This window comes from Streptomyces sp. CB02980 (assembly GCF_014451325.2).
Lineage (GTDB): Bacteria > Actinomycetota > Actinomycetes > Streptomycetales > Streptomycetaceae > Streptomyces.
Map to the genome: position 1 here is coordinate 232,391 of NZ_JACSCH020000011.1, position 18,071 is coordinate 250,461.

16 protein-coding genes are annotated in these 18,071 nt (G+C 71.7%); 10 read left to right on the top strand and 6 right to left on the bottom strand.

Going from position 1 to position 18,071, the window contains the following annotated elements; all coding sequences use genetic code 11:
* Nucleotides 1-7 precede the first annotated feature (7 nt).
* Together E0F75_RS23585 and E0F75_RS23590 are read left to right on the top strand one after the other, a co-directional pair.
* Nucleotides 8-925, top strand: coding sequence for an arylamine N-acetyltransferase (locus E0F75_RS23585; protein ID WP_187624545.1), 918 nt, complete (start codon nucleotides 8-10; stop codon nucleotides 923-925).
* Between the two features lie 99 nt (nucleotides 926-1,024).
* On the top strand, nucleotides 1,025-1,915 hold the full coding sequence (locus tag E0F75_RS23590; RefSeq protein WP_187624546.1) for a YceI family protein: 891 nt from the start codon (nucleotides 1,025-1,027) through the stop codon (nucleotides 1,913-1,915).
* Between the two features lie 45 nt (nucleotides 1,916-1,960).
* Here E0F75_RS23590 and E0F75_RS23595 read toward each other — a convergent pair whose 3' ends face one another.
* Complete coding sequence (locus E0F75_RS23595) at nucleotides 1,961-2,221, bottom strand: hypothetical protein (RefSeq protein WP_194481545.1); 261 nt, start codon at nucleotides 2,219-2,221, stop codon at nucleotides 1,961-1,963.
* 38 nt (nucleotides 2,222-2,259) lie between these two features.
* Between E0F75_RS23595 and holA the strand changes: the two genes are divergently transcribed.
* Nucleotides 2,260-3,252 (top strand): DNA polymerase III subunit delta, encoded by a 993-nt coding sequence (gene holA, locus E0F75_RS23600; RefSeq protein WP_187624547.1) that lies wholly within the window; start codon nucleotides 2,260-2,262, stop codon nucleotides 3,250-3,252.
* A 978-nt stretch (nucleotides 3,253-4,230) separates the two neighbouring features.
* On the opposite strand, the gene rpsT is transcribed toward holA, so the two are convergent.
* Complete coding sequence (gene rpsT / locus E0F75_RS23605; RefSeq protein ID WP_030317512.1) at nucleotides 4,231-4,497, bottom strand: 30S ribosomal protein S20; 267 nt, start codon at nucleotides 4,495-4,497, stop codon at nucleotides 4,231-4,233.
* 184 nt (nucleotides 4,498-4,681) lie between these two features.
* Here rpsT and lepA point away from each other — a divergent pair, with 184 nt between their 5' ends.
* From lepA to hemW, 3 genes are all read left to right on the top strand, one after another.
* A complete protein-coding gene (lepA, locus tag E0F75_RS23610; RefSeq protein ID WP_187624548.1) occupies nucleotides 4,682-6,547 on the top strand; it encodes a translation elongation factor 4 in 1,866 nt (621 codons plus the stop codon).
* Nucleotides 6,548-6,746: 199 nt separating this feature from the next.
* Complete coding sequence (locus tag E0F75_RS23615; protein WP_187624549.1) at nucleotides 6,747-8,624, top strand: long-chain fatty acid--CoA ligase; 1,878 nt, start codon at nucleotides 6,747-6,749, stop codon at nucleotides 8,622-8,624.
* Nucleotides 8,625-8,715: 91 nt separating this feature from the next.
* Nucleotides 8,716-9,948, top strand: a complete 1,233-nt coding sequence (hemW, locus tag E0F75_RS23620) for a radical SAM family heme chaperone HemW (protein WP_374115425.1) — start codon at nucleotides 8,716-8,718, stop codon at nucleotides 9,946-9,948.
* Between the two features lie 43 nt (nucleotides 9,949-9,991).
* On the opposite strand, the gene E0F75_RS23625 is transcribed toward hemW, so the two are convergent.
* From E0F75_RS23625 to E0F75_RS23635, 3 genes are all read right to left on the bottom strand, one after another.
* On the bottom strand, nucleotides 9,992-11,245 hold the full coding sequence (locus E0F75_RS23625; RefSeq protein ID WP_187624551.1) for a Cmx/CmrA family chloramphenicol efflux MFS transporter: 1,254 nt from the start codon (nucleotides 11,243-11,245) through the stop codon (nucleotides 9,992-9,994).
* A gap of 347 nt (nucleotides 11,246-11,592) precedes the next feature.
* Nucleotides 11,593-12,393, bottom strand: coding sequence for a DUF3097 domain-containing protein (locus tag E0F75_RS23630; RefSeq protein ID WP_187624552.1), 801 nt, complete (start codon nucleotides 12,391-12,393; stop codon nucleotides 11,593-11,595).
* Nucleotides 12,394-12,518: 125 nt separating this feature from the next.
* Nucleotides 12,519-13,247, bottom strand: coding sequence for an MBL fold metallo-hydrolase (locus E0F75_RS23635; RefSeq protein WP_187624553.1), 729 nt, complete (start codon nucleotides 13,245-13,247; stop codon nucleotides 12,519-12,521).
* Between the two features lie 148 nt (nucleotides 13,248-13,395).
* Between E0F75_RS23635 and hrcA the strand changes: the two genes are divergently transcribed.
* The 4 genes from hrcA to E0F75_RS23655 all read left to right on the top strand — a co-directional run bounded on the left by hrcA (nucleotide 13,396) and on the right by E0F75_RS23655 (nucleotide 17,542).
* Nucleotides 13,396-14,415, top strand: coding sequence for a heat-inducible transcriptional repressor HrcA (hrcA, locus tag E0F75_RS23640; protein WP_187624554.1), 1,020 nt, complete (start codon nucleotides 13,396-13,398; stop codon nucleotides 14,413-14,415).
* Nucleotides 14,416-15,555, top strand: a complete 1,140-nt coding sequence (gene dnaJ, locus E0F75_RS23645; protein WP_187624555.1) for a molecular chaperone DnaJ — start codon at nucleotides 14,416-14,418, stop codon at nucleotides 15,553-15,555.
* A 167-nt stretch (nucleotides 15,556-15,722) separates the two neighbouring features.
* Complete coding sequence (locus tag E0F75_RS23650) at nucleotides 15,723-16,802, top strand: nitronate monooxygenase (protein WP_187624556.1); 1,080 nt, start codon at nucleotides 15,723-15,725, stop codon at nucleotides 16,800-16,802.
* Nucleotides 16,799-17,542: a 16S rRNA (uracil(1498)-N(3))-methyltransferase gene (locus tag E0F75_RS23655; protein WP_187624557.1), complete on the top strand. Its 744-nt coding sequence runs from the start codon at nucleotides 16,799-16,801 to the stop codon at nucleotides 17,540-17,542. Before E0F75_RS23650 ends, E0F75_RS23655 begins: the two co-directional genes overlap by 4 nt.
* Nucleotides 17,543-17,618: 76 nt before the next feature.
* On the opposite strand, the gene E0F75_RS23660 is transcribed toward E0F75_RS23655, so the two are convergent.
* The gene (locus E0F75_RS23660; RefSeq protein WP_187624558.1) at nucleotides 17,619-18,026 is read right to left on the bottom strand and encodes a hypothetical protein; all 408 of its coding nucleotides are present in this window, start codon (nucleotides 18,024-18,026) and stop codon (nucleotides 17,619-17,621) included.
* Nucleotides 18,027-18,071: the final 45 nt, after the last annotated feature.

Sequence of the window (18,071 nt, forward strand, 5' to 3'; positions counted from 1 at the left end):
TGGCGACATGACGACGCGACCGACGGCTCCCGTTCCCTCCGATTCCCCCGTTCCCTCCGAACCCCCCGTTCCTTCCGGGTCTCCCGTTCCCTCCGGGTCTCCCGTTCCCTCCGAGCCCTTCGCTCCCACGCCGGGGGACGTCCGGGCCTATCTGCGGCGCATCGGCGCGGAGCGGCCGGACCGTGCGGACGCCGAGGCCCTGCGCGATCTGCATCTGCGTCATCTGCGGACCGTGCCGTTCGAGAACCTCTCGATCCACCTCGGCGAGGACATCGTCCTGGAGGAGAAGGCGCTGCTCGACAAGGTGATCGGCGCGCACCGGGGAGGGTTCTGCTACGAGGTCAACACGGCGTTCGCCGTTCTGCTGCGGGGGCTCGGCTACCGGGTGTCGCTGCTCCAGGCGCGGGTCTTCGGGCCGGAGGGGAAACTGGGCATCGCGTACGACCACATGGCGCTGCTCGTGGAGACGGCGGACGGGGAGCGGTGGCTCGCCGACGTCGGCTTCGGTGACCACGGCCACTTCCCGCTCCGCTTCGAAGACCGCGGTGACCAGGCGGATCCGGGTGGTGTCTTCCGGCTCGTGGACACGGCCGAGGGTGACGTGGACGTGTTGCGGGACGGGAAGCCGCAGTACCGGATGGAGCTCCGGCCGCGTCGGCTCGGGGACTTCACGGCCGGTGCCTGGTACCACCGGACCTCGCCCGACTCGCACTTCCCGCACAGTCTCGTCTGCTCCCTTCTCACGGAGGAGGGCCGGATCACCCTCAGCGACCGGAAGCTGATCACGAGGGCCAAGGGTGAGCGCGACGAGCGGATCCTCGAGGGTGAGGACGAGGTGAGGGGCGCGTACCGGGATCTGTTCGGGATCGAGCTCGACGTGCTGCCGGTCGTTCGCGGCGGAATTTCCGATTCGAACCCTCGGTAACGCTTGCTCACCTAGTGCCCGGTTTGCGTCGAACGCCCCAGCGGTGATCGAATGCGACTTCGTTGCATAGTGAACGAGTCGCACGGGGGTGCGTGAAGAATGTTCGATCGTCTCTTCGGGAAGCGTGGGGCGGGCGCCGTGCGAGGCGGCCCGCTCGCCGGTCTCACCGTTCCCGCCTCGGCCGGGATGCTGAGCTGCCGGGTGCTCGACCCCGTGCACGAACCGGTCCGGCAGGCCGAGTTCGTCCTCAGCGACGCCGCCGGGCGCAAGGTGATCGCCGGCGAGACCGACCCGTACGGCACGGCGCTCGCGACCGTGCCGGCGGGCGAGTACCGGCTCGCGGTCACCGCCGAGGGCTACACGCCGCACCACGGCAGGGTCGTCGTCACCGAGGGCGGCCACACCGGTCTCGACGACGTGCTGCTCCAGATCGCCCCGCAGCCCCAGCTTCCCGAGCCCGGCGACTGGGAGATCGACCCGACGCACTCCCAGATCGGTTTCACCGCACGTCACATCGGGCTCGCGCGGATCCACGGCCGGTTCAACAGCTTCGCCGGCGCGGTCCGGATCGGTGACCGCGTGGAGCGCTCCGCGATGCACGTCGTCATCGACGCGGCCTCCATCGACACCGGGGTGCAGATGCGCGACGACCATCTGCGGTCCGGCGACTTCCTCGACGTCGGCGCGTACCCGACGCTGGAGTTCTTCAGCGAGCGCTTCACACACAAGGGCGGCAGCCGTTGGGCCGTCACCGGGGCGCTCACCCTCCACGGGGTGAGCCGCACGGTCACCCTCGACACCCAGTACCTGGGCCTCGGGAGCGGTCTTGAGGGCGAGACCCGGTGCGCCTGCCGGGCCACCACCGAACTGCACCGGGAGGACTTCACGCTCACCTGGCAGACGTTGCTGGCGCGGGGGATCGCGGCGGTGGGGTCGAGCATCAGCATCGATCTGGATGTGCAGATCGTGCCCAAGGCGGGGCGGGGCTGAGGGTTCGCCCCGGGGGTTGGCCCGGCGGCGGGACGTAGGTCGGGCCTATGGGGCTTCCAGCCAGCCCTCGTACTCCGCCGCCAGGGAGTCCAGTGCCGTCGGGTCGAGCCGGCCGTCCGGGTCCTCGACGACCACCAGCCACTGGGCGTCCTCGGCGTCGTCCTCCCCGGCCAGGGAGTCCCGTACGAGCTGCGGTTCCTCGGCGACGCCGAAGCGGTCGGGGAGTTCCCCGGCGACCTCCTCGGCGGCGTCGCGGTCGGGGAGTACCAGTACGTGTCGTTCACTCACCCCGTCATTCTCGGGCATCGCCGTCCTGTCAGTGGTCCGTGGGATGCTGGACCGCGATGGCCACCAGAAAGACTTCCCCCGACGACCTCCTCGGCCCCGTGACGCTCGCCGTGGGGCAGGAGGACCTGCTCCTCGACCGTGTCGTCCAGGCGGTGGTGGCGGCCGCGCGTGCCGCCGACGCCGACACGGACGTGCGCGACCTCGCGCCCGACCAGCTCCAGCCCGGCTCGCTGGCGGAGCTCACCAGCCCCTCGCTCTTCGCCGAGCGCAAGGTGCTGGTCGTGCGGAACGCCCACGATCTGTCCGCCGACACGATCAAGGACGTCAAGGCGTATCTCGACGACCCGATCGAGGACATCTCGCTCGTCCTGCTCCACGCCGGCGGCGCCAAGGGCAAGGGGCTGCTCGACGCGGCGCGCAAGGCGGGGGCGCGGGAGGTGGCCTGCCCGAAGACGACGAAGCCGGCGGAACGGCTGACGTTCGTGCGGCAGGAGTTCCGGACGCTGGGGCGTTCGGCCACGCCCGAGGCCTGCCAGGCAATCGTCGACTCCATCGGCAGCGATCTGCGGGAGCTCGCGTCCGCGGTCGCGCAGCTCACGTCCGACGTGGACGGGACGATCGACGAGGCCGTCGTCGGGCGCTACTACACGGGCCGCGCCGAGGCCTCCTCCTTCAACATCGCGGACCGCGCGGTGGAGGGACGTGCGGCGGAGGCCCTCGAGGCCCTGCGGTGGTCGCTCTCGACCGGGGTCGCGCCGGTGCTCGTCACGAGCGCGTTGGCGCAGGGCGTACGGGCGATCGGCAAGCTGTCGTCGGCGCGGGGTGGGCGGCCTGCGGATCTGGCGCGGGAGCTGGGTATGCCGCCGTGGAAGATCGACCGCGTACGGCAGCAGATGCGGGGCTGGACCCCCGACGGGGTGTCGCTCGCGCTGCGGGCGATCGCGGAGGCGGACGCGGGGGTGAAGGGCGGCGGGGACGACCCGGAGTACGCCCTGGAGAAGGCGGTGGTCGCGGTGGCTCGGGCGGCGAGGATGCGGCGGGGCGGGTAGCGGTTGGGGGTTGGGGGCGGTGGGGCGGGCTTGGCCTGTGCGGTGCCGGTGCCGGTGGCGTGCCGTGCCGTGCCGGTGCGTGCCGTGGCCGTGGCCGGGGGGCCGGTTGTGCGTGTGGTGTGGGTGCGGGGCGGTTGGTGGCTGGTGCCAGGGCGGATTCCCCCACCCCACCCCTTCCCGAAACCCTGCCGGGGGCTGGTGGTGGGCGGGGGAGAGAGCTCCGGGGGCTGCGCCCCCGAACCCCCCTCGGGGCTGCGCCCCGGACCCTGCCTGGGGCTGCGCCCCTGGACCCCCTCGGGGCTGCGCCCCGGACCCTGCCTGGGGCTGCGCCCCCGAACCCCCCTCGGGGCTCCGCCCCGGACCCTGCCTGGGGCTGCGCCCCTGGACCCCCTCGGGGCTGCGCCCCGGGGTGCCTGGGGCTGCGCCCCTGGACCCCCTCGGGGCTGCGCCCCGGGGTCCCGCCTGGGGCACCGCCCCCGCCCCCCGTTCGCGGCTGTGCCCGCGCCCCGTCTGGGGCTCGACCTCTGGACCCGCCTGGGGCTGCGCCCAGCACTCCGCCTGGGGCTCTGCTCCCTGGGCCCTCTCGCGGCCGCGCCCCTGGCCCCGGGGCCGTAGGCCCCGCACCCCGCCTAGGGCCGTCGGCCCGCGGACCCTGCAAGGGCTCCGCCCCCGGCCCGTGTGTGGCTCGCCCCAGGCCGATTGGGGCTCCGCCCCCCAGCCCCGCCTGGGGCTGTGCCCTCGGACCCTGCAAGGGCTCCGTCCCCGACCCGTTTCCCGGGCTGCCCCGTCGCCCAACCCGTACGTACGTACGTACGCCAAAGGCCCCAGCCCTCCTGGGGAAGGAGGTGGTGGGGCCTTTGGTGTTGAGCTGGTGGGCTCGCACCCGCGTGGCGAACGCGTCCGCGTGCGAGTCCTGGGTGGCCGGGTGGGAGCGGGAGAGAGGGCCCGCTGGGTCCCGTGCGGCCGTTACATCAGAGCTCAGCCCTGGAGAGCGGCAACCTTGGTGGCCAGCGCCGACTTCTTGTTGGCGGCGGCGTTCTTGTGGATGACGCCCTTCGAGACAGCCTTGTCGAGCGCGCGGGAGGCGGCGCGGGAAGCCACGGTGGCCTTCTCGACGTCACCCGCGGCGACGGCCTCGCGGGCCTTGCGGATCGCGGTCTTGAGCGAGGACTTGACGGCCTTGTTGCGCAGGCGCGCCTTCTCGTTCGTCTTGTTCCGCTTGATCTGGGACTTGATGTTCGCCACGAAAAGAGCCTTTACAGGTTCGATGTTCCTTCTGGATGCGTCTCGCAGGCTGAGAGGGCACACGAGACACAGCTGTCCACGGTATCAGCCACTCTCGTGCCCGCCCAAACCGGGCGCAGGGCGACGGGCATGGGACCATGGAGCCTACGTATCGATCCGACATCGCCCCGAGACGAGACCCTGCGTGCCCGCGACTCCTACCAACGTGCCCGAGCCGAGCCGTACCGACCCGGCTCTGATCCGCAACTTCTGCATCATCGCGCACATCGACCACGGCAAGTCCACGCTCGCCGACCGGATGCTCCAGCTGACCGGTGTGGTCGACCAGCGGCAGATGCGTGCCCAGTACCTCGACCGCATGGACATCGAGCGGGAGCGCGGCATCACGATCAAGTCCCAGGCGGTCCGGCTGCCGTGGGCGCCGACCGAGGGGCCGGGTCAGGGCAGCACGCACATCCTGAACATGATCGACACTCCCGGGCACGTCGACTTCACGTACGAGGTCTCGCGTTCGCTCGCGGCCTGTGAGGGCACGGTCCTGCTGGTCGACGCGGCGCAGGGCATCGAGGCGCAGACGCTGGCCAACCTCTACCTGGCCATGGAGAACGACCTCACGATCGTTCCCGTGCTGAACAAGATCGACCTGCCGGCCGCCCAGCCGGAGAAGTTCTCCGAGGAGCTGGCCAATCTCATCGGCTGCCAGCCGGAGGACGTCCTCAAGGTCTCCGCGAAGACCGGTGTCGGTGTCGACGCGCTGCTCGACCGGGTCGTCCGGGACGTTCCCGCCCCGGTCGGTGTCGCCGACGCGCCCGCCCGCGCGATGATCTTCGACTCCGTGTACGACTCGTACCGGGGTGTCGTGACCTATGTACGAGTGGTCGACGGCCAGCTCAACAAGCGCGAGCGCATCAAGATGATGTCGACCGGTGCCACCCACGAGCTGCTCGAGATCGGTGTCTCGTCTCCGGAGATGACGCCTTCCGACGGTCTCGGCGTCGGTGAGGTGGGCTACCTCATCACCGGTGTGAAGGACGTCCGCCAGTCCAAGGTCGGTGACACGATCACCTCCCTGCACAAGGGCGCCACCCAGGCCCTCGGCGGTTACAAGGACCCGAAGCCGATGGTGTTCTCGGGCCTCTACCCGCTGGACGGCTCGGAGTACCCGGACCTCCGCGAGGCCCTCGACAAGCTGCAGCTCAACGACGCCGCGCTGGTCTACGAGCCGGAGACCTCCGCCGCGCTGGGCTTCGGCTTCCGCGTCGGCTTCCTGGGGCTCCTCCACCTCGACGTGATCCGTGAGCGGCTCGAGCGCGAGTTCGGGCTCGACCTCATCGCCACCGCCCCCAACGTGGTCTACCGCGTGGTCATGGAGGACGGCAGCGAGCACACGGTCACCAACCCGAGCGAGTTCCCCGAGGGCAAGATCGACGACGTGTACGAGCCCGTCGTACGCGCCACGATCCTCGCCCCCAGTGAGTTCATCGGCGCGATCATGGAGCTGTGCCAGACCCGTCGCGGCACGCTGATCGGCATGGACTACCTCTCCGAGGACCGGGTCGAGATCCGCTACACCCTGCCCCTCGCCGAGATCGTCTTCGACTTCTTCGACCAGCTGAAGTCCAAGACGCGCGGTTACGCCTCCCTCGACTACGAGCCCACCGGCGAGCAGGCCTCCAGCCTGGTCAAGGTCGACATCCTGCTGCACGGCGACAAGGTCGACGCCTTCTCCGCCGTCACCCACAAGGACGCCGCGTACGCCTACGGTGTGCGGCTCGTCGCCAAGCTGCGCGAGCTCATCCCCCGGCAGGCCTTCGAGGTGCCGATCCAGGCCGCGATCGGCTCCCGGGTCATCGCCCGGGAGACCATCCGCGCCATCCGCAAGGACGTCCTCGCCAAGTGCTACGGCGGTGACATCTCCCGTAAGCGGAAGCTGCTGGAGAAGCAGAAGGAAGGCAAGAAGCGCATGAAGATGGTCGGCTCGGTGGAGGTGCCGCAGGAGGCCTTCATCGCCGTCCTCTCCAGCGACGAGTCCTCCGGCAAGAAGAAGTAACCGGGACGAGCCGTACATCGCTGTCCTGGGGAAACGACGGGTCCACGTGCCGAGTGCGCGTGGGCCCGTTCGTTATCAAGCGGCGCCCCGTAGGCCCTTACGCGCCGGACCTCGGGCCTTTACTCTGATCCCGGCTCGAAGGTTACTCGCCAGTTAGTTACGAACCACCAGAAGGCACCGCCGCCGCCCGGAGGACGTCGTGAGCGACACACAGACCCAGATCGAGAATCGGCCGCCCTCCGTGGCGACCCTCTTCCTTGAGCGCGTCGAGCGGACTCCGGATGCGGAGGCTTACCGCTATCCGGTGCCCGCCGCCTCCGGCGCCGGCCCGGACGACTGGAAGTCGCTCAGCTGGGGGCAGGCCGCCGAGCGGGTCTACGCGATCGCCGCCGGCCTCGCCGACCTCGGTGTCGAGTCCGAGGAGCGGGTCGCCCTCGCCTCCTCCACCCGGGTCGAGTGGATCCTCGCCGACCTCGGTGTCATGTGCGCGGGCGCCGCGACCACCACGGTCTACCCGCAGACCAACGCCGAGGAGTCGGCGTTCATCCTCTCCGACTCCGAGTCGCGGGTCCTCATCGCCGAGGACGCGGCCCAGCTCGCGAAGGCCGTCGAGCGCCGCGCCGACCTGCCGAACCTCCGCCATGTCGTCGTCATCGACGCCACCGGGGTGGAGAGCGACGGCGAGTTCGTCCTCACCCTCGCCGAGCTGGAGGCGCGCGGAAAGGGCTACCTGGAGAAGCACCCCGAGGCCGTCAAGGAGCGGGTCGCGGCGATCACCGCCACGCAGCTCGCCACCCTCATCTACACCTCGGGCACCACGGGCCGCCCCAAGGGCGTCCGCCTCCCGCACGACAACTGGTCGTACATGGCCAAGGCCATCGCCGCCACCGGTCTCGTCACCCAGGTCGACGTCCAGTACCTGTGGCTGCCGCTCGCCCACGTCTTCGGCAAGGTCCTCACCTCGGGCCAGATCGAGGTCGGGCACGTCACCGCCGTCGACGGCCGCGTCGACAAGATCATCGAGAACCTGCCGGTCGTCCAGCCGACCTACATGGCGGCCGTCCCCCGCATCTTCGAGAAGGTCTACAACGGCGTCGCCGCCAAGGCCCGCGCCGCCGGCGGAGCCAAGTACAAGATCTTCCAGTGGGCGGCCGGCGTCTCCCGCGAGTACGCCAAGGCCAGCCAGGACAACTTCCGCCGCACCGGGACCGCCTCCGTGCCCTTCGGCCTCACCGCCAAGCACAAGGTCGCCGACGCCCTCGTCTACGCCAAGATCCGTGAGGCCTTCGGCGGCAACCTGCGCGCGTGCGTCTCCGGATCCGCCGCGCTCGCCCCCGAGATCGGCTACTTCTTCGCCGGCGCCGGCATCCACATCCTGGAGGGCTACGGACTCACCGAGACGTCCGCCGCCTCCTTCGTCAACCCGGGCGAGGCCTACCGCACCGGCACCGTCGGCAAGCCGCTCCCCGGCACCGAGGTCAGGATCGCCGACGACGGCGAGATCCTGCTCCGCGGCCCCGGCGTCATGGAGGGCTACCACGGCCTGCCGGAGAAGACGAACGAGGTCCTGGAGTCCGACGGCTGGTTCCACACCGGTGACATCGGCGAGCTGTCGCCCGACGGGTACCTGCGGATCACCGACCGCAAGAAGGACCTGATCAAGACGTCCGGCGGCAAGTACATCGCGCCGGCCGAGGTCGAGGGCCACTTCAAGGCCGTCTGCCCGTTCGTCTCGAACATCCTCGTCCACGGTGCCGACCGGAACTTCTGCACCGCGCTGATCGCGCTCGACGAGCCCACCCTCCTCGGCTGGGCCGCCGAGCACGACCTCGCGGGCAAGTCGTACGCCGAGGTCGTCGCCGCCCCGCAGACCGTGGCGATGGTCCAGGGCTACGTCGACCGGCTCAACGAGGGCCTCCAGCGCTGGCAGACGATCAAGAAGTTCCGCCTGCTGCCGCGCGACCTCGACATCGAACACGGCGAACTGACCCCGTCCCTGAAGCTGAAGCGGCCGGTGGTGGAGCGCGAGTACAAGGCGCTCATCGAGGAGATGTACGCGGGGTCGCGGGAGTCCTGACCCTCGCCGCCGTGGACCCGACCCTCGCCCCTGTGGAGAGGTTGTCCACAGGCCGGGCGTTCACCTCGGGCAGTACGGGACAATGGGGCTCATGCCTTCCGTACTGCCCGATGGTGAGTCCGTTCCCGACGACGGGGCGCTGCCCCCGCACGCCCTCGAAGGGGCGGGGGAGCGGCCGCTCGGGTTCTATCTGCACGTGCCGTACTGCGCGACGCGCTGCGGGTACTGCGACTTCAACACCTACACGGCCAGTGAGCTGCGGGGGACCGGTGGCGTGCTCGCCTCCCGGGACAACTACGCCGAGCAGGTCGTCGAGGAGATCCGGCTCGCCCGGAAGGTGCTCGGCGACGATCCGCGGCCGGTGCGGACCGTCTTCGTGGGCGGCGGTACGCCCACGCTGCTCGCCGCCGCTGATCTCGTACGGATGCTGGGTGCCGTCCGCGAGGAGTTCGGGCTCGCCGACGACGCCGAGGTGACGACCGAGGCGAACCCCGACTCCGTGAACCCGGCCTATCTGGCGGAGCTGCGGGCCGGCGGCTTCAACCGGATCTCCTTCGGCATGCAGAGCGCCAAGCAGCACGTCCTGAAGATCCTCGACCGGACGCACACCCCGGGCCGCCCCGAGGCCTGCGTCGGTGAGGCGCGGGCCGCCGGGTTCGAGCACGTCAACCTCGACCTGATCTACGGCACCCCCGGCGAGACCGACGACGACTGGCGGGCCTCGCTCGACGCGGCCATCGGCGCCGGGCCCGACCACATCAGCGCCTACGCGCTGATCGTCGAGGAGGGTACGCAGCTGGCGCGGCGCATTCGGCGCGGCGAGGTCCCCATGACCGACGACGACGTCCACGCCGACCGGTACCTGATCGCCGAGGACGTCTTCTCCAGGGCCGGCTTCGAGTGGTACGAGGTCTCCAACTGGGCCACCTCCGAGGCCGGGCGCTGCCTCCACAACGAGCTGTACTGGCGGGGGGCCGACTGGTGGGGCGCGGGCCCCGGCGCCCACAGCCACGTCGGCGGCGTCCGCTGGTGGAACGTGAAGCATCCCGGTGCGTACGCCGCCGCGCTGGCCGCCGGGAAGTCGCCGGGGGCCGGACGGGAGCTGCTCTCCGAGGAGGACCGGAGAGTCGAGCGCGTGCTCCTGGAGCTGCGGCTCAAGGAGGGCGTCGAGCTGTCCCTCCTCAAGCCGGCGGGCCTCGCGGCCTCCCGCAAGGCCCTCGCCGACGGGCTGCTCGACGACGGGCCGTACGCCGCGGGGCGGGCGGTTCTGACCCTGCGCGGACGGCTGCTCGCGGACGCGGTGGTGCGGGACCTCGTGGACTAGGGATGTCCTGCCGACGAGCCCGGCCTGATCGGCAAGCCACCTCCTAGGGGGTTTCCTGCCGGTCAGGCCGGGCTCGCGGCCTGACCGGCAGGACGTCGCCAGGGCCTGTGCCTGGTCCGTTCGGGCCTGTCCGGGTGGCCTGGGCGGCGGAGAGCACCCTGCGTGACGGCAGGGCGATGAGCAGTGCGCCCACGACGAGGAGGCCGCTCGCCCACAGCGGGCCGAGTGTGCCCGCTCCGGTCCGGAGGGCGAGGGCGGCGACGAGCGGTCCGGTGGCGGCCCCGGCGTTGAGCGCGGCGGTCGCGTAGGAGCCGGCCATGGTGGGGGCTCCCGCGGCCTCGTAGAGGACCCGCGCGATCAGCGTGCCGCCCAGCGCGAACGACGCCATGCCCTGCGTGAACACGAGGGTGAGCAGCGCGGCCGGCTCCTCGGCCAGCACGGCCAGGGCCGGCCAGCCGAGGAGCAGCAGCGGACCGCCGACCGCGACGACCAGGCCCGGGTACCGGTCGGACCACCGCCCCGCCAGGGTGATCCCGGCGAAGGAGCCGAGCCCGAAGAGGACCAGGGCGACCGGAACCCACAGCTCGCCAAGACCGGCGGAACCGGTCACGACGGGCGCCAGGAAGGTGAAGCTCGCGAAGGTCGCGGCGTTCACCAGGGCGCCCAGCAGCATCACCAGGAGCAGCCGCGGATGCCTGAGCCGCGCCAGCTCCGCGCGCAGGTCCGGCCCCTCGGCCGTGCCCTCCCGCGCGGGCCGCGCCGGGATTCCCCGGAGCACGCCGAGGGCCGCGGGCACGCAGAGGGCGGCGACGGCCCAGAACGTGGCCCGCCAGTCGAGCAGCGTGCCGAGCAGCGATCCCGCGGGGACTCCGGCGATGGTGGCCAGCGTCGTGCCCGACAGCAGAACGGCCAGCGCGCGCCCCTTCCGGTCCGGCGGCACGAGCCGGGTGGCGGTGGTCAGGGCAACGGCGAGGAACCCGGCGTTCGCGAGGGCCGCGACCACCCTGGTCGCGAACAGGACGGTGAAGCTGCTGGTGACGGCGCCCAGGACGTGCGCCGCCGAGAACACGAGGACGAACCCGAGCAGGCTCGCCCGTACCGGCCAGGCGCGGGCGAGCGCGGCCAGGAGCGGCGCGCCGACGATCATTCCGACGGCGAAGGCCGAGGTGAGCAGACCCGCGCTGCCGACCGTGACGCCGAGGTCGGAGGCGATGTCCGGCACAAGGCCGGCGAGCATGAATTCGGAGGTGCCCATGGCGAAGGCCGCCAGGGCGAGCAGAAGGAGCGGGAGGGGCATCGAGTGGCTCCGGGGTGAGGAAATGACGACAGAGGCATCTCGTCACCGCGGTCAGCACCCACGGGCCCACGCGTCCGGCCGCGGAGGGCGGCGGGACGGCAGGGTGGCAGGACTTCGAACCCAGTGGTCCGTACGGCCGCGGGGGGCCGTACGAAGTGAACTCAGTGGTCCGTGAGAACTCGGGGGTCCAGGGGGCTGACGGCGTGACCGAAAGCCCCCGACGTGTCCGACTCGGGGCTCGACATGCCGCGCACGCTACCCGACCGCGCCCCGCCCCGGCACCCCCGTTCCCACGGGGGCGAGTGGGGGGGGCGGAACGCCCCACGGCGCGGTCGGGGCGGAAGGCCCTACGGCGCCGTCACGAAGTCGATCAGTTCCTCCACCCGGCCCAGCAGCTCCGGTTCCAGGTCCTTGTACGTCGTCACCCTCGACAGGATGTGCTGCCAGGCCGCGCCCGTGTTCGGCGGCCAGCCCAGGGCCTCGCACACGCCCGTCTTCCAGTCCTGGCCCCTGGGGACCCGCGGCCAGGCCCGGATGCCCACCGACGCCGGTTTCACCGCCTCCCAGATGTCGATGTACGGGTGGCCGACGACCAGCACGTCCGGCGAGGTCACCTGGGCGGCGATCCTCGACTCCTTCGAACCCGGGACCAGGTGGTCCACCAGGACGCCCAGGCGGGCGTCCGGCGCGGGGGCGAACTCCGTGACGATCGAGGGGAGGTCGTCGACGCCCTCCAGGTACTCCACGACCACGCCCTCGATGCGGAGGTCGTCGCCCCAGACCCGCTCCACCAACTCCGCGTCGTGGCGGCCCTCCACGTAGATCCGGCCCGCGCGCGCCACCCGGGCCCGCGCCCCCGGGACCGCCACGGAGCCCGACGCCGTACGGGTGGGGCGGGTGGGATGGGTTGACGGGCGGATCAGGGTCACCACCCGGCCCTCCAGGAGGAAGCCGCGCGGATCCAGCGGGAACACGCGGTGCTTGCCGAAACGGTCCTCCAGGGTCACCGTGCCCGCCTCGCAGCGGATCACCGCCCCGCAGAAGCCCGTCGTGACCTCCTCGACGACCAGATCACGGTCGGCCGGGACCTCGGGAACGGGTGCCGAGCGCTTCCAGGGGGGCGTCAGGTCCGGGTTGTAGCTGCGCATGGGCTCGATCCTGTCCAGGGCGGCGCGGTGTCGGAAGGCACGGCTGGGGGTCCGGGGGTCGCCCCCCGGGAGATGCAGTCAGGGGGGGCGTCAGGTCCGGGTTGTAGCTGCGCATTCGGGCGACGTTATGCGACGGAGAAGCGCGTTGCCAGTTCCTCCCGCTGGAGTCGTACGAACGTGGCGTCCACCACCGCCCCGTGCCCCGGCACGTACACCGCGTCCTCGCCGCCGAGCCGCAGCAGCCGGTCGAGCGCGTCCGGCCAGCGGGAGGGGATCGCGTCCGGGCCCGCCTGTGGTTCGCCCGACTCCTCGACCAGGTCGCCGCAGAAGACCACCTCGCGCTCACCCGGCACCAGGAGCACCAGGTCGTGGCCCGTGTGGCCGGGGCCGACGTTCGCCAGGAGGACCTGCCGGCCGCCCAGGTCGAGCGTCCACTCGCCGGAGACCACGTGCCGCGGGGTCACCAGGACGTCCACCGCCTCCGTCGCCGCCGCCTCGTCGAGCCCGTGCCGTACCGCGTCCGCGCGCAGCGCCTCCCGGTCCCGCACCCGGCCGAGGAGCTCGTCCGAGCCCACCGCGCCGAAGACCTCTGCTCCCGAGAACGCCGCGGTGCCGAAGACGTGGTCGAAATGGGGGTGGCTCAGTGCGATGTGCGTCACTCTGCGGCCGCCCGTGAGGTCCGTGATCTGTGTCCGCAGCTCGGCGCCCTCCGCGAGCGAGGAGCCCGTGTCGTACAGCAGCACCGCCCGTTCGCCCAGTGCCAGTCCGACCGTGGCGTCCCACCCGGGCAGGCGTCGCCGGCCCACCCCGTCCGCGAGCCGCTCCCATCCGTACGCTTCCCAATCCACGTCCATGCGGCGACGCTAACCGGTGGAGGCGTCGCCACCTTGCCAGGAGCGATGCCCGCCGCCGTACACTGGCCGGGGGATCGCTGGCACTCGAACAGGGCGAGTGCCAAAAGCGGAGCAACCGGAACGACGACGACAGCTGGAGGTGCGCACGATGCTCAGCGAACGCAGACTCGAGGTCCTGCGTGCCATCGTCCAGGACTACGTCGGGACGGAGGAGCCCGTCGGCTCCAAGGCGCTCACCGAGCGTCACAAGCTCGGCGTCTCGCCCGCCACCGTGCGCAACGACATGGCCGTCCTGGAGGAGGAGGGCTTCATCGCCCAGCCTCACACCAGCGCCGGCCGCATCCCGACCGACAAGGGCTACCGCCTCTTCGTCGACCGGCTCGCCGGCGTCAAGCCGCTGTCGACGCCCGAGCGCCGCGCCATCCACAACTTCCTCGACGGCGCGGTCGACCTGGACGACGTCGTCGGCCGTACGGTCCGGCTGCTCGCCCAGCTGACCCGTCAGGTCGCCGTCGTCCAGTACCCCTCGCTGACCCGCTCGACCGTCCGGCACGTGGAGCTGCTCTCGCTGGCTCCCGCCCGCCTGATGCTGGTGCTCATCACGGACACCGGCCGCGTCGAGCAGCGGGTCATCGACTGCCCCGCGCCCTTCGGCGAGACCTCGCTCGCCGACCTGCGGGCCCGGCTCAACAGCCGGGTCGTCGGCCGCCGGTTCGCCGACGTGCCGCAGCTGGTGCAGGACCTCCCCGAGTCCTTCGAGGAGCCCGAGGACCGCGCCACGGTCTCGACCGTGCTCGCGACCCTCCTCGAAACCCTCGTCGAGGAGCACGAGGAGCGGCTGATGATCGGCGGCACCGCCAATCTCACCCGCTTCGGACACGACTTCCCCCTGATGATCAGGCCTGTCCTTGAGGCTCTGGAGGAGCAGGTCGTGCTCCTCAAGCTGCTCGGCGAGGCCAAGGAATCGGGCATGACCGTACGCATCGGGCACGAGAACGCCCACGAGGGGCTGAGCTCCACGTCAGTCGTCTCGGTCGGCTACGGTTCGGGCGGCGAGGCAGTCGCCAAACTCGGCGTGGTCGGACCGACCCGCATGGACTACCCCGGAACGATGGGAGCGGTACGCGCAGTGGCACGTTACGTCGGACAGATCCTGGCGGAGTCGTAAGTGGCCACGGACTACTACGCCGTACTCGGCGTGCGCCGCGACGCTTCCCAGGACGAGATCAAGAAGGCCTTCCGGAGGCTCGCGCGCGAGCTGCACCCGGATGTGAATCCCGATCCGAAGACGCAGGAACGCTTCAAGGAGATCAACGCCGCCTACGAGGTCCTCTCGGACCCGCAGAAGAAGCAGGTCTACGACCTGGGTGGCGACCCGCTCTCGGCCTCCGGCGGAGGCGGCGCGGGCGGCTTCGGGGCCGGTGGCTTCGGCAACTTCTCCGACATCATGGACGCCTTCTTCGGTACGGCCTCGCAGCGCGGCCCGCGCTCGCGGACCCGCCGCGGCCAGGACGCCATGATCCGTCTGGAGATCGACCTCAACGAGGCGGCCTTCGGCACCACCAAGGACATCCAGGTCGACACGGCGGTCGTCTGTACGACCTGCTCGGGCGAGGGCGCCGCACCCGGCACCTCCGCGCAGACCTGTGACATGTGCCGCGGTCGCGGCGAGGTCTCGCAGGTCACCCGGTCCTTCCTGGGCCAGGTCATGACCTCGCGCCCCTGCCCGCAGTGCCAGGGCTTCGGCACCGTGGTCCCGACCCCGTGCCCCGAGTGCGCGGGCGACGGCCGGGTCCGGTCCCGCCGCACCCTCACGGTGAAGATCCCGGCCGGTGTCGACAACGGCACCCGGATCCAGCTCGCGGGCGAGGGCGAGGTCGGCCCCGGCGGCGGCCCCGCCGGCGACCTGTACGTCGAGATCCACGAGACCCCGCACGACACCTTCCAGCGGCGCGGCGACGATCTGCACTGCACGGTCACCCTCCCGATGACGGCGGCCTCGCTCGGTACCAAGGTGCAGCTGCAGACCCTCGACGGCCTCGAGGAGATCGACGTCCGGCCGGGCACGCAGTCCGGTCAGTCGATCCCGCTGCACGGCCGCGGCGTCACGCACCTGCGCGGCAACGGCCGGGGCGACCTGATCGTGCACGTCGAGGTGCAGACCCCGGGCAAGCTCGACGCGGAGCAGGAGCGCCTCCTGCGCGAACTGGCCAAGCTGCGTGGCGAGGAGCGGCCCACGGGGCAGTTCCAGCCGGGACAGCAGGGGCTGTTCTCGCGGTTGAAGGATGCGTTCAACGGGCGGACCTGACGGGACCCGGAAATCGGTGCGGAAGGGGCGGGACCGCGGTGACGCGGCCCCGCCCCTTTCCCGTCTCCGGCCCGCCTTCCGCGACCTGACGTACGGATTCCGCCCGCCCCTTCCGTAACCTGACGTACGGATTCGGCCCGGAAGCAGGGGCATGGCACGATGCCCATATGTCCACCACCGCACTGAACGATCTCTCTCGGTTTCCGATCGTGCAGGCCCCCATGGCGGGTGGCGCCTCCTCTTCCGAGCTCGTCGGAGCCGTGTGCGCGGCCGGGGCGCTCGGCTTCCTGGCCGGCGGGTACAAGACGGCCGGAGGCCTCTACCAGGAGATCAAGCAGGTGCGCGGGCTCACCGCACGTCCTTTCGGCGTCAACCTCTTCCTGCCGGAGTCCGGGCGGCCCGCCGACCCCGCCTCCGTCGAGGTCTACCGGCATCAGCTCGCGGGCGAGGCCACCTGGTACGAGACCCCGCTCGGCGAGACCGACGACTGTCGTGACGACGCGTACGACGCCAAGCTGGCGATCCTCCTGGAGGACCCGGTCCGTGTGGTCTCCTTCACCTTCGGCTGCCCCGCGCCCGAGGTCCTCGCCTCCTTCGCGCGTGTGGGAACGTTCACGATCGTGACCGTCACCTCCGCAGAGGAGGCCCTCGCCGCCCAGCAGGCCGGGGCGAACGCCGTCTGCGTGCAGGGCGCCGAGGCGGGTGGACACCAGGGCACGTTCCGCGACGATCCCGCCGAGGACGCCCCGGGCACCGGACTGCTCGCCCTGCTCAGCCTGGTCCGCGAGAGCGTCGCCCTGCCGATCGTCGCGGCCGGCGGCATCATGCGCGGCGCGCAGATCGCCGCCGCCCTGGCCGCCGGGGCGGACGCAGCCCAGCTCGGCACGGCCTTCCTCTGCTGCCCCGAGTCGGGCGCCCACCCGCTGCACAAGCGGGCCCTGACCGACCCGCTGTACACCCGGACCGCCCTCACCCGGGCCTTCACCGGGCGCCCGGCGCGCGGCCTCGTCAACCGCTTCATGCGCGAGCACGGGCCGTACGCCCCCGCCGCCTACCCCGAGATCCACCACCTCACCGCCCCGATCCGGAAGGCCGCCGCCACCGCCGGTGACGCCCAGGGCATGGCCCTGTGGGCCGGTCAGGGCCACCGGCTCGCCCGCGAACTCCCCGCCGGGCAGCTGGTCGAGGTGCTGGCCGCCGAACTCGACACCGCTCTCTCCGAGCTGCCCCACAGGAGCGCCTCATGACCGCACCCGTCTTCGTCGTCGACGCCGTTCCCGGCCCCGGGAGTTTTCTCCTGGACGGCCCCGAGGGCCGGCACGCCGTCTCCGTGAAGCGACTGCGGGAGGGCGAGGAGCTCGTCCTCGCCGACGGCCTGGGCCGCTGGGCCGCGTGCGTGGTGCTGGCCGCCGAGGGCAAGGACCAGCTCACCGTGCGGGTCGACGAGGTCCACGAGGACCCCGAGGAGGAGCCCCGTATCACCGTCGTCCAGGCGCTGCCCAAGGGCGACCGGGGCGAACTCGCCGTCGAGACCATGACGGAGACCGGGGTGGACGCGATCGTGCCGTGGGCCGCCTCCCGCTGCATCACGCAGTGGAAGGGCGACCGGGGCCTCAAGGCGCTCGCCAAGTGGCGGTCCACCGCGCGCGAGGCCGGGAAGCAGTCGCGCCGCTCCCGGTTCCCCGAGGTCGCGGACCTGATGACGACCAAGCAGGTCGCCGCGCTGCTCGCCGGCGCCGACTTCGCGGCCGTGCTGCACGAGGACCGCGACCACCCGAGCGGGGCGCTCGCCACCGCCGAACTCCCGGAGAAGGGCTCGATCGTGCTGGTCGTCGGCCCCGAGGGCGGGGTCTCCCCGGAGGAGCTTGCCGCGTTCGAGACGGCCGGGGCGAAGCCGTACCGGCTCGGCCGGAGCGTGCTGCGGACGTCGACGGCGGGCACGGCGGCGACGGCGCTCGTCCTGGGGAGCACGGGCCGCTGGAGCTGATCGCTCCCGGCCTCAGGCACTTCCGGCCTCAGGCACTTCAGTCCTCAGTCGCTCCCGGCCTCAGGCACTCCAGGCCTCAGTCGCTTCCGGCCTCAGGGCTCCCGGCGACCTCTGCGCTCCCGGGTCCTTCCCCTGTCGTCAGGGTGTCGTAGAGGGGCCAGCCGTCCTCGTCGTGGATGCCGTGGGCGGCGGGGAGCAGGCCGCGGGCCGCGGCCTCGTCCAGGAAGCGGCGTACGACGCCCGGCTCGTTCAGGTTGAGGATGGCGCCGGCGCCGGTCGAGGCGATGTCGCCGGCGCCGAAGGGGTAGCCGGACACGATGCGGCCCGGACCGTCCCGGAAGACCAGACGGAGCTGGGTGTGGCGGTTCTCGGCGCGGCGCAGGGTGAGGAACGTCAGGCAGTCCGGGGCGTGGTGGTGCCCGACCGTCCACAGCCACACCGTGGCGCCCACCGTCAGCCTGCGCGGTACGCGGTCCCGTCTCATCCCGCGAAGTGTACGGAGTGTGCAACGGACCGAACCCGGTGGACA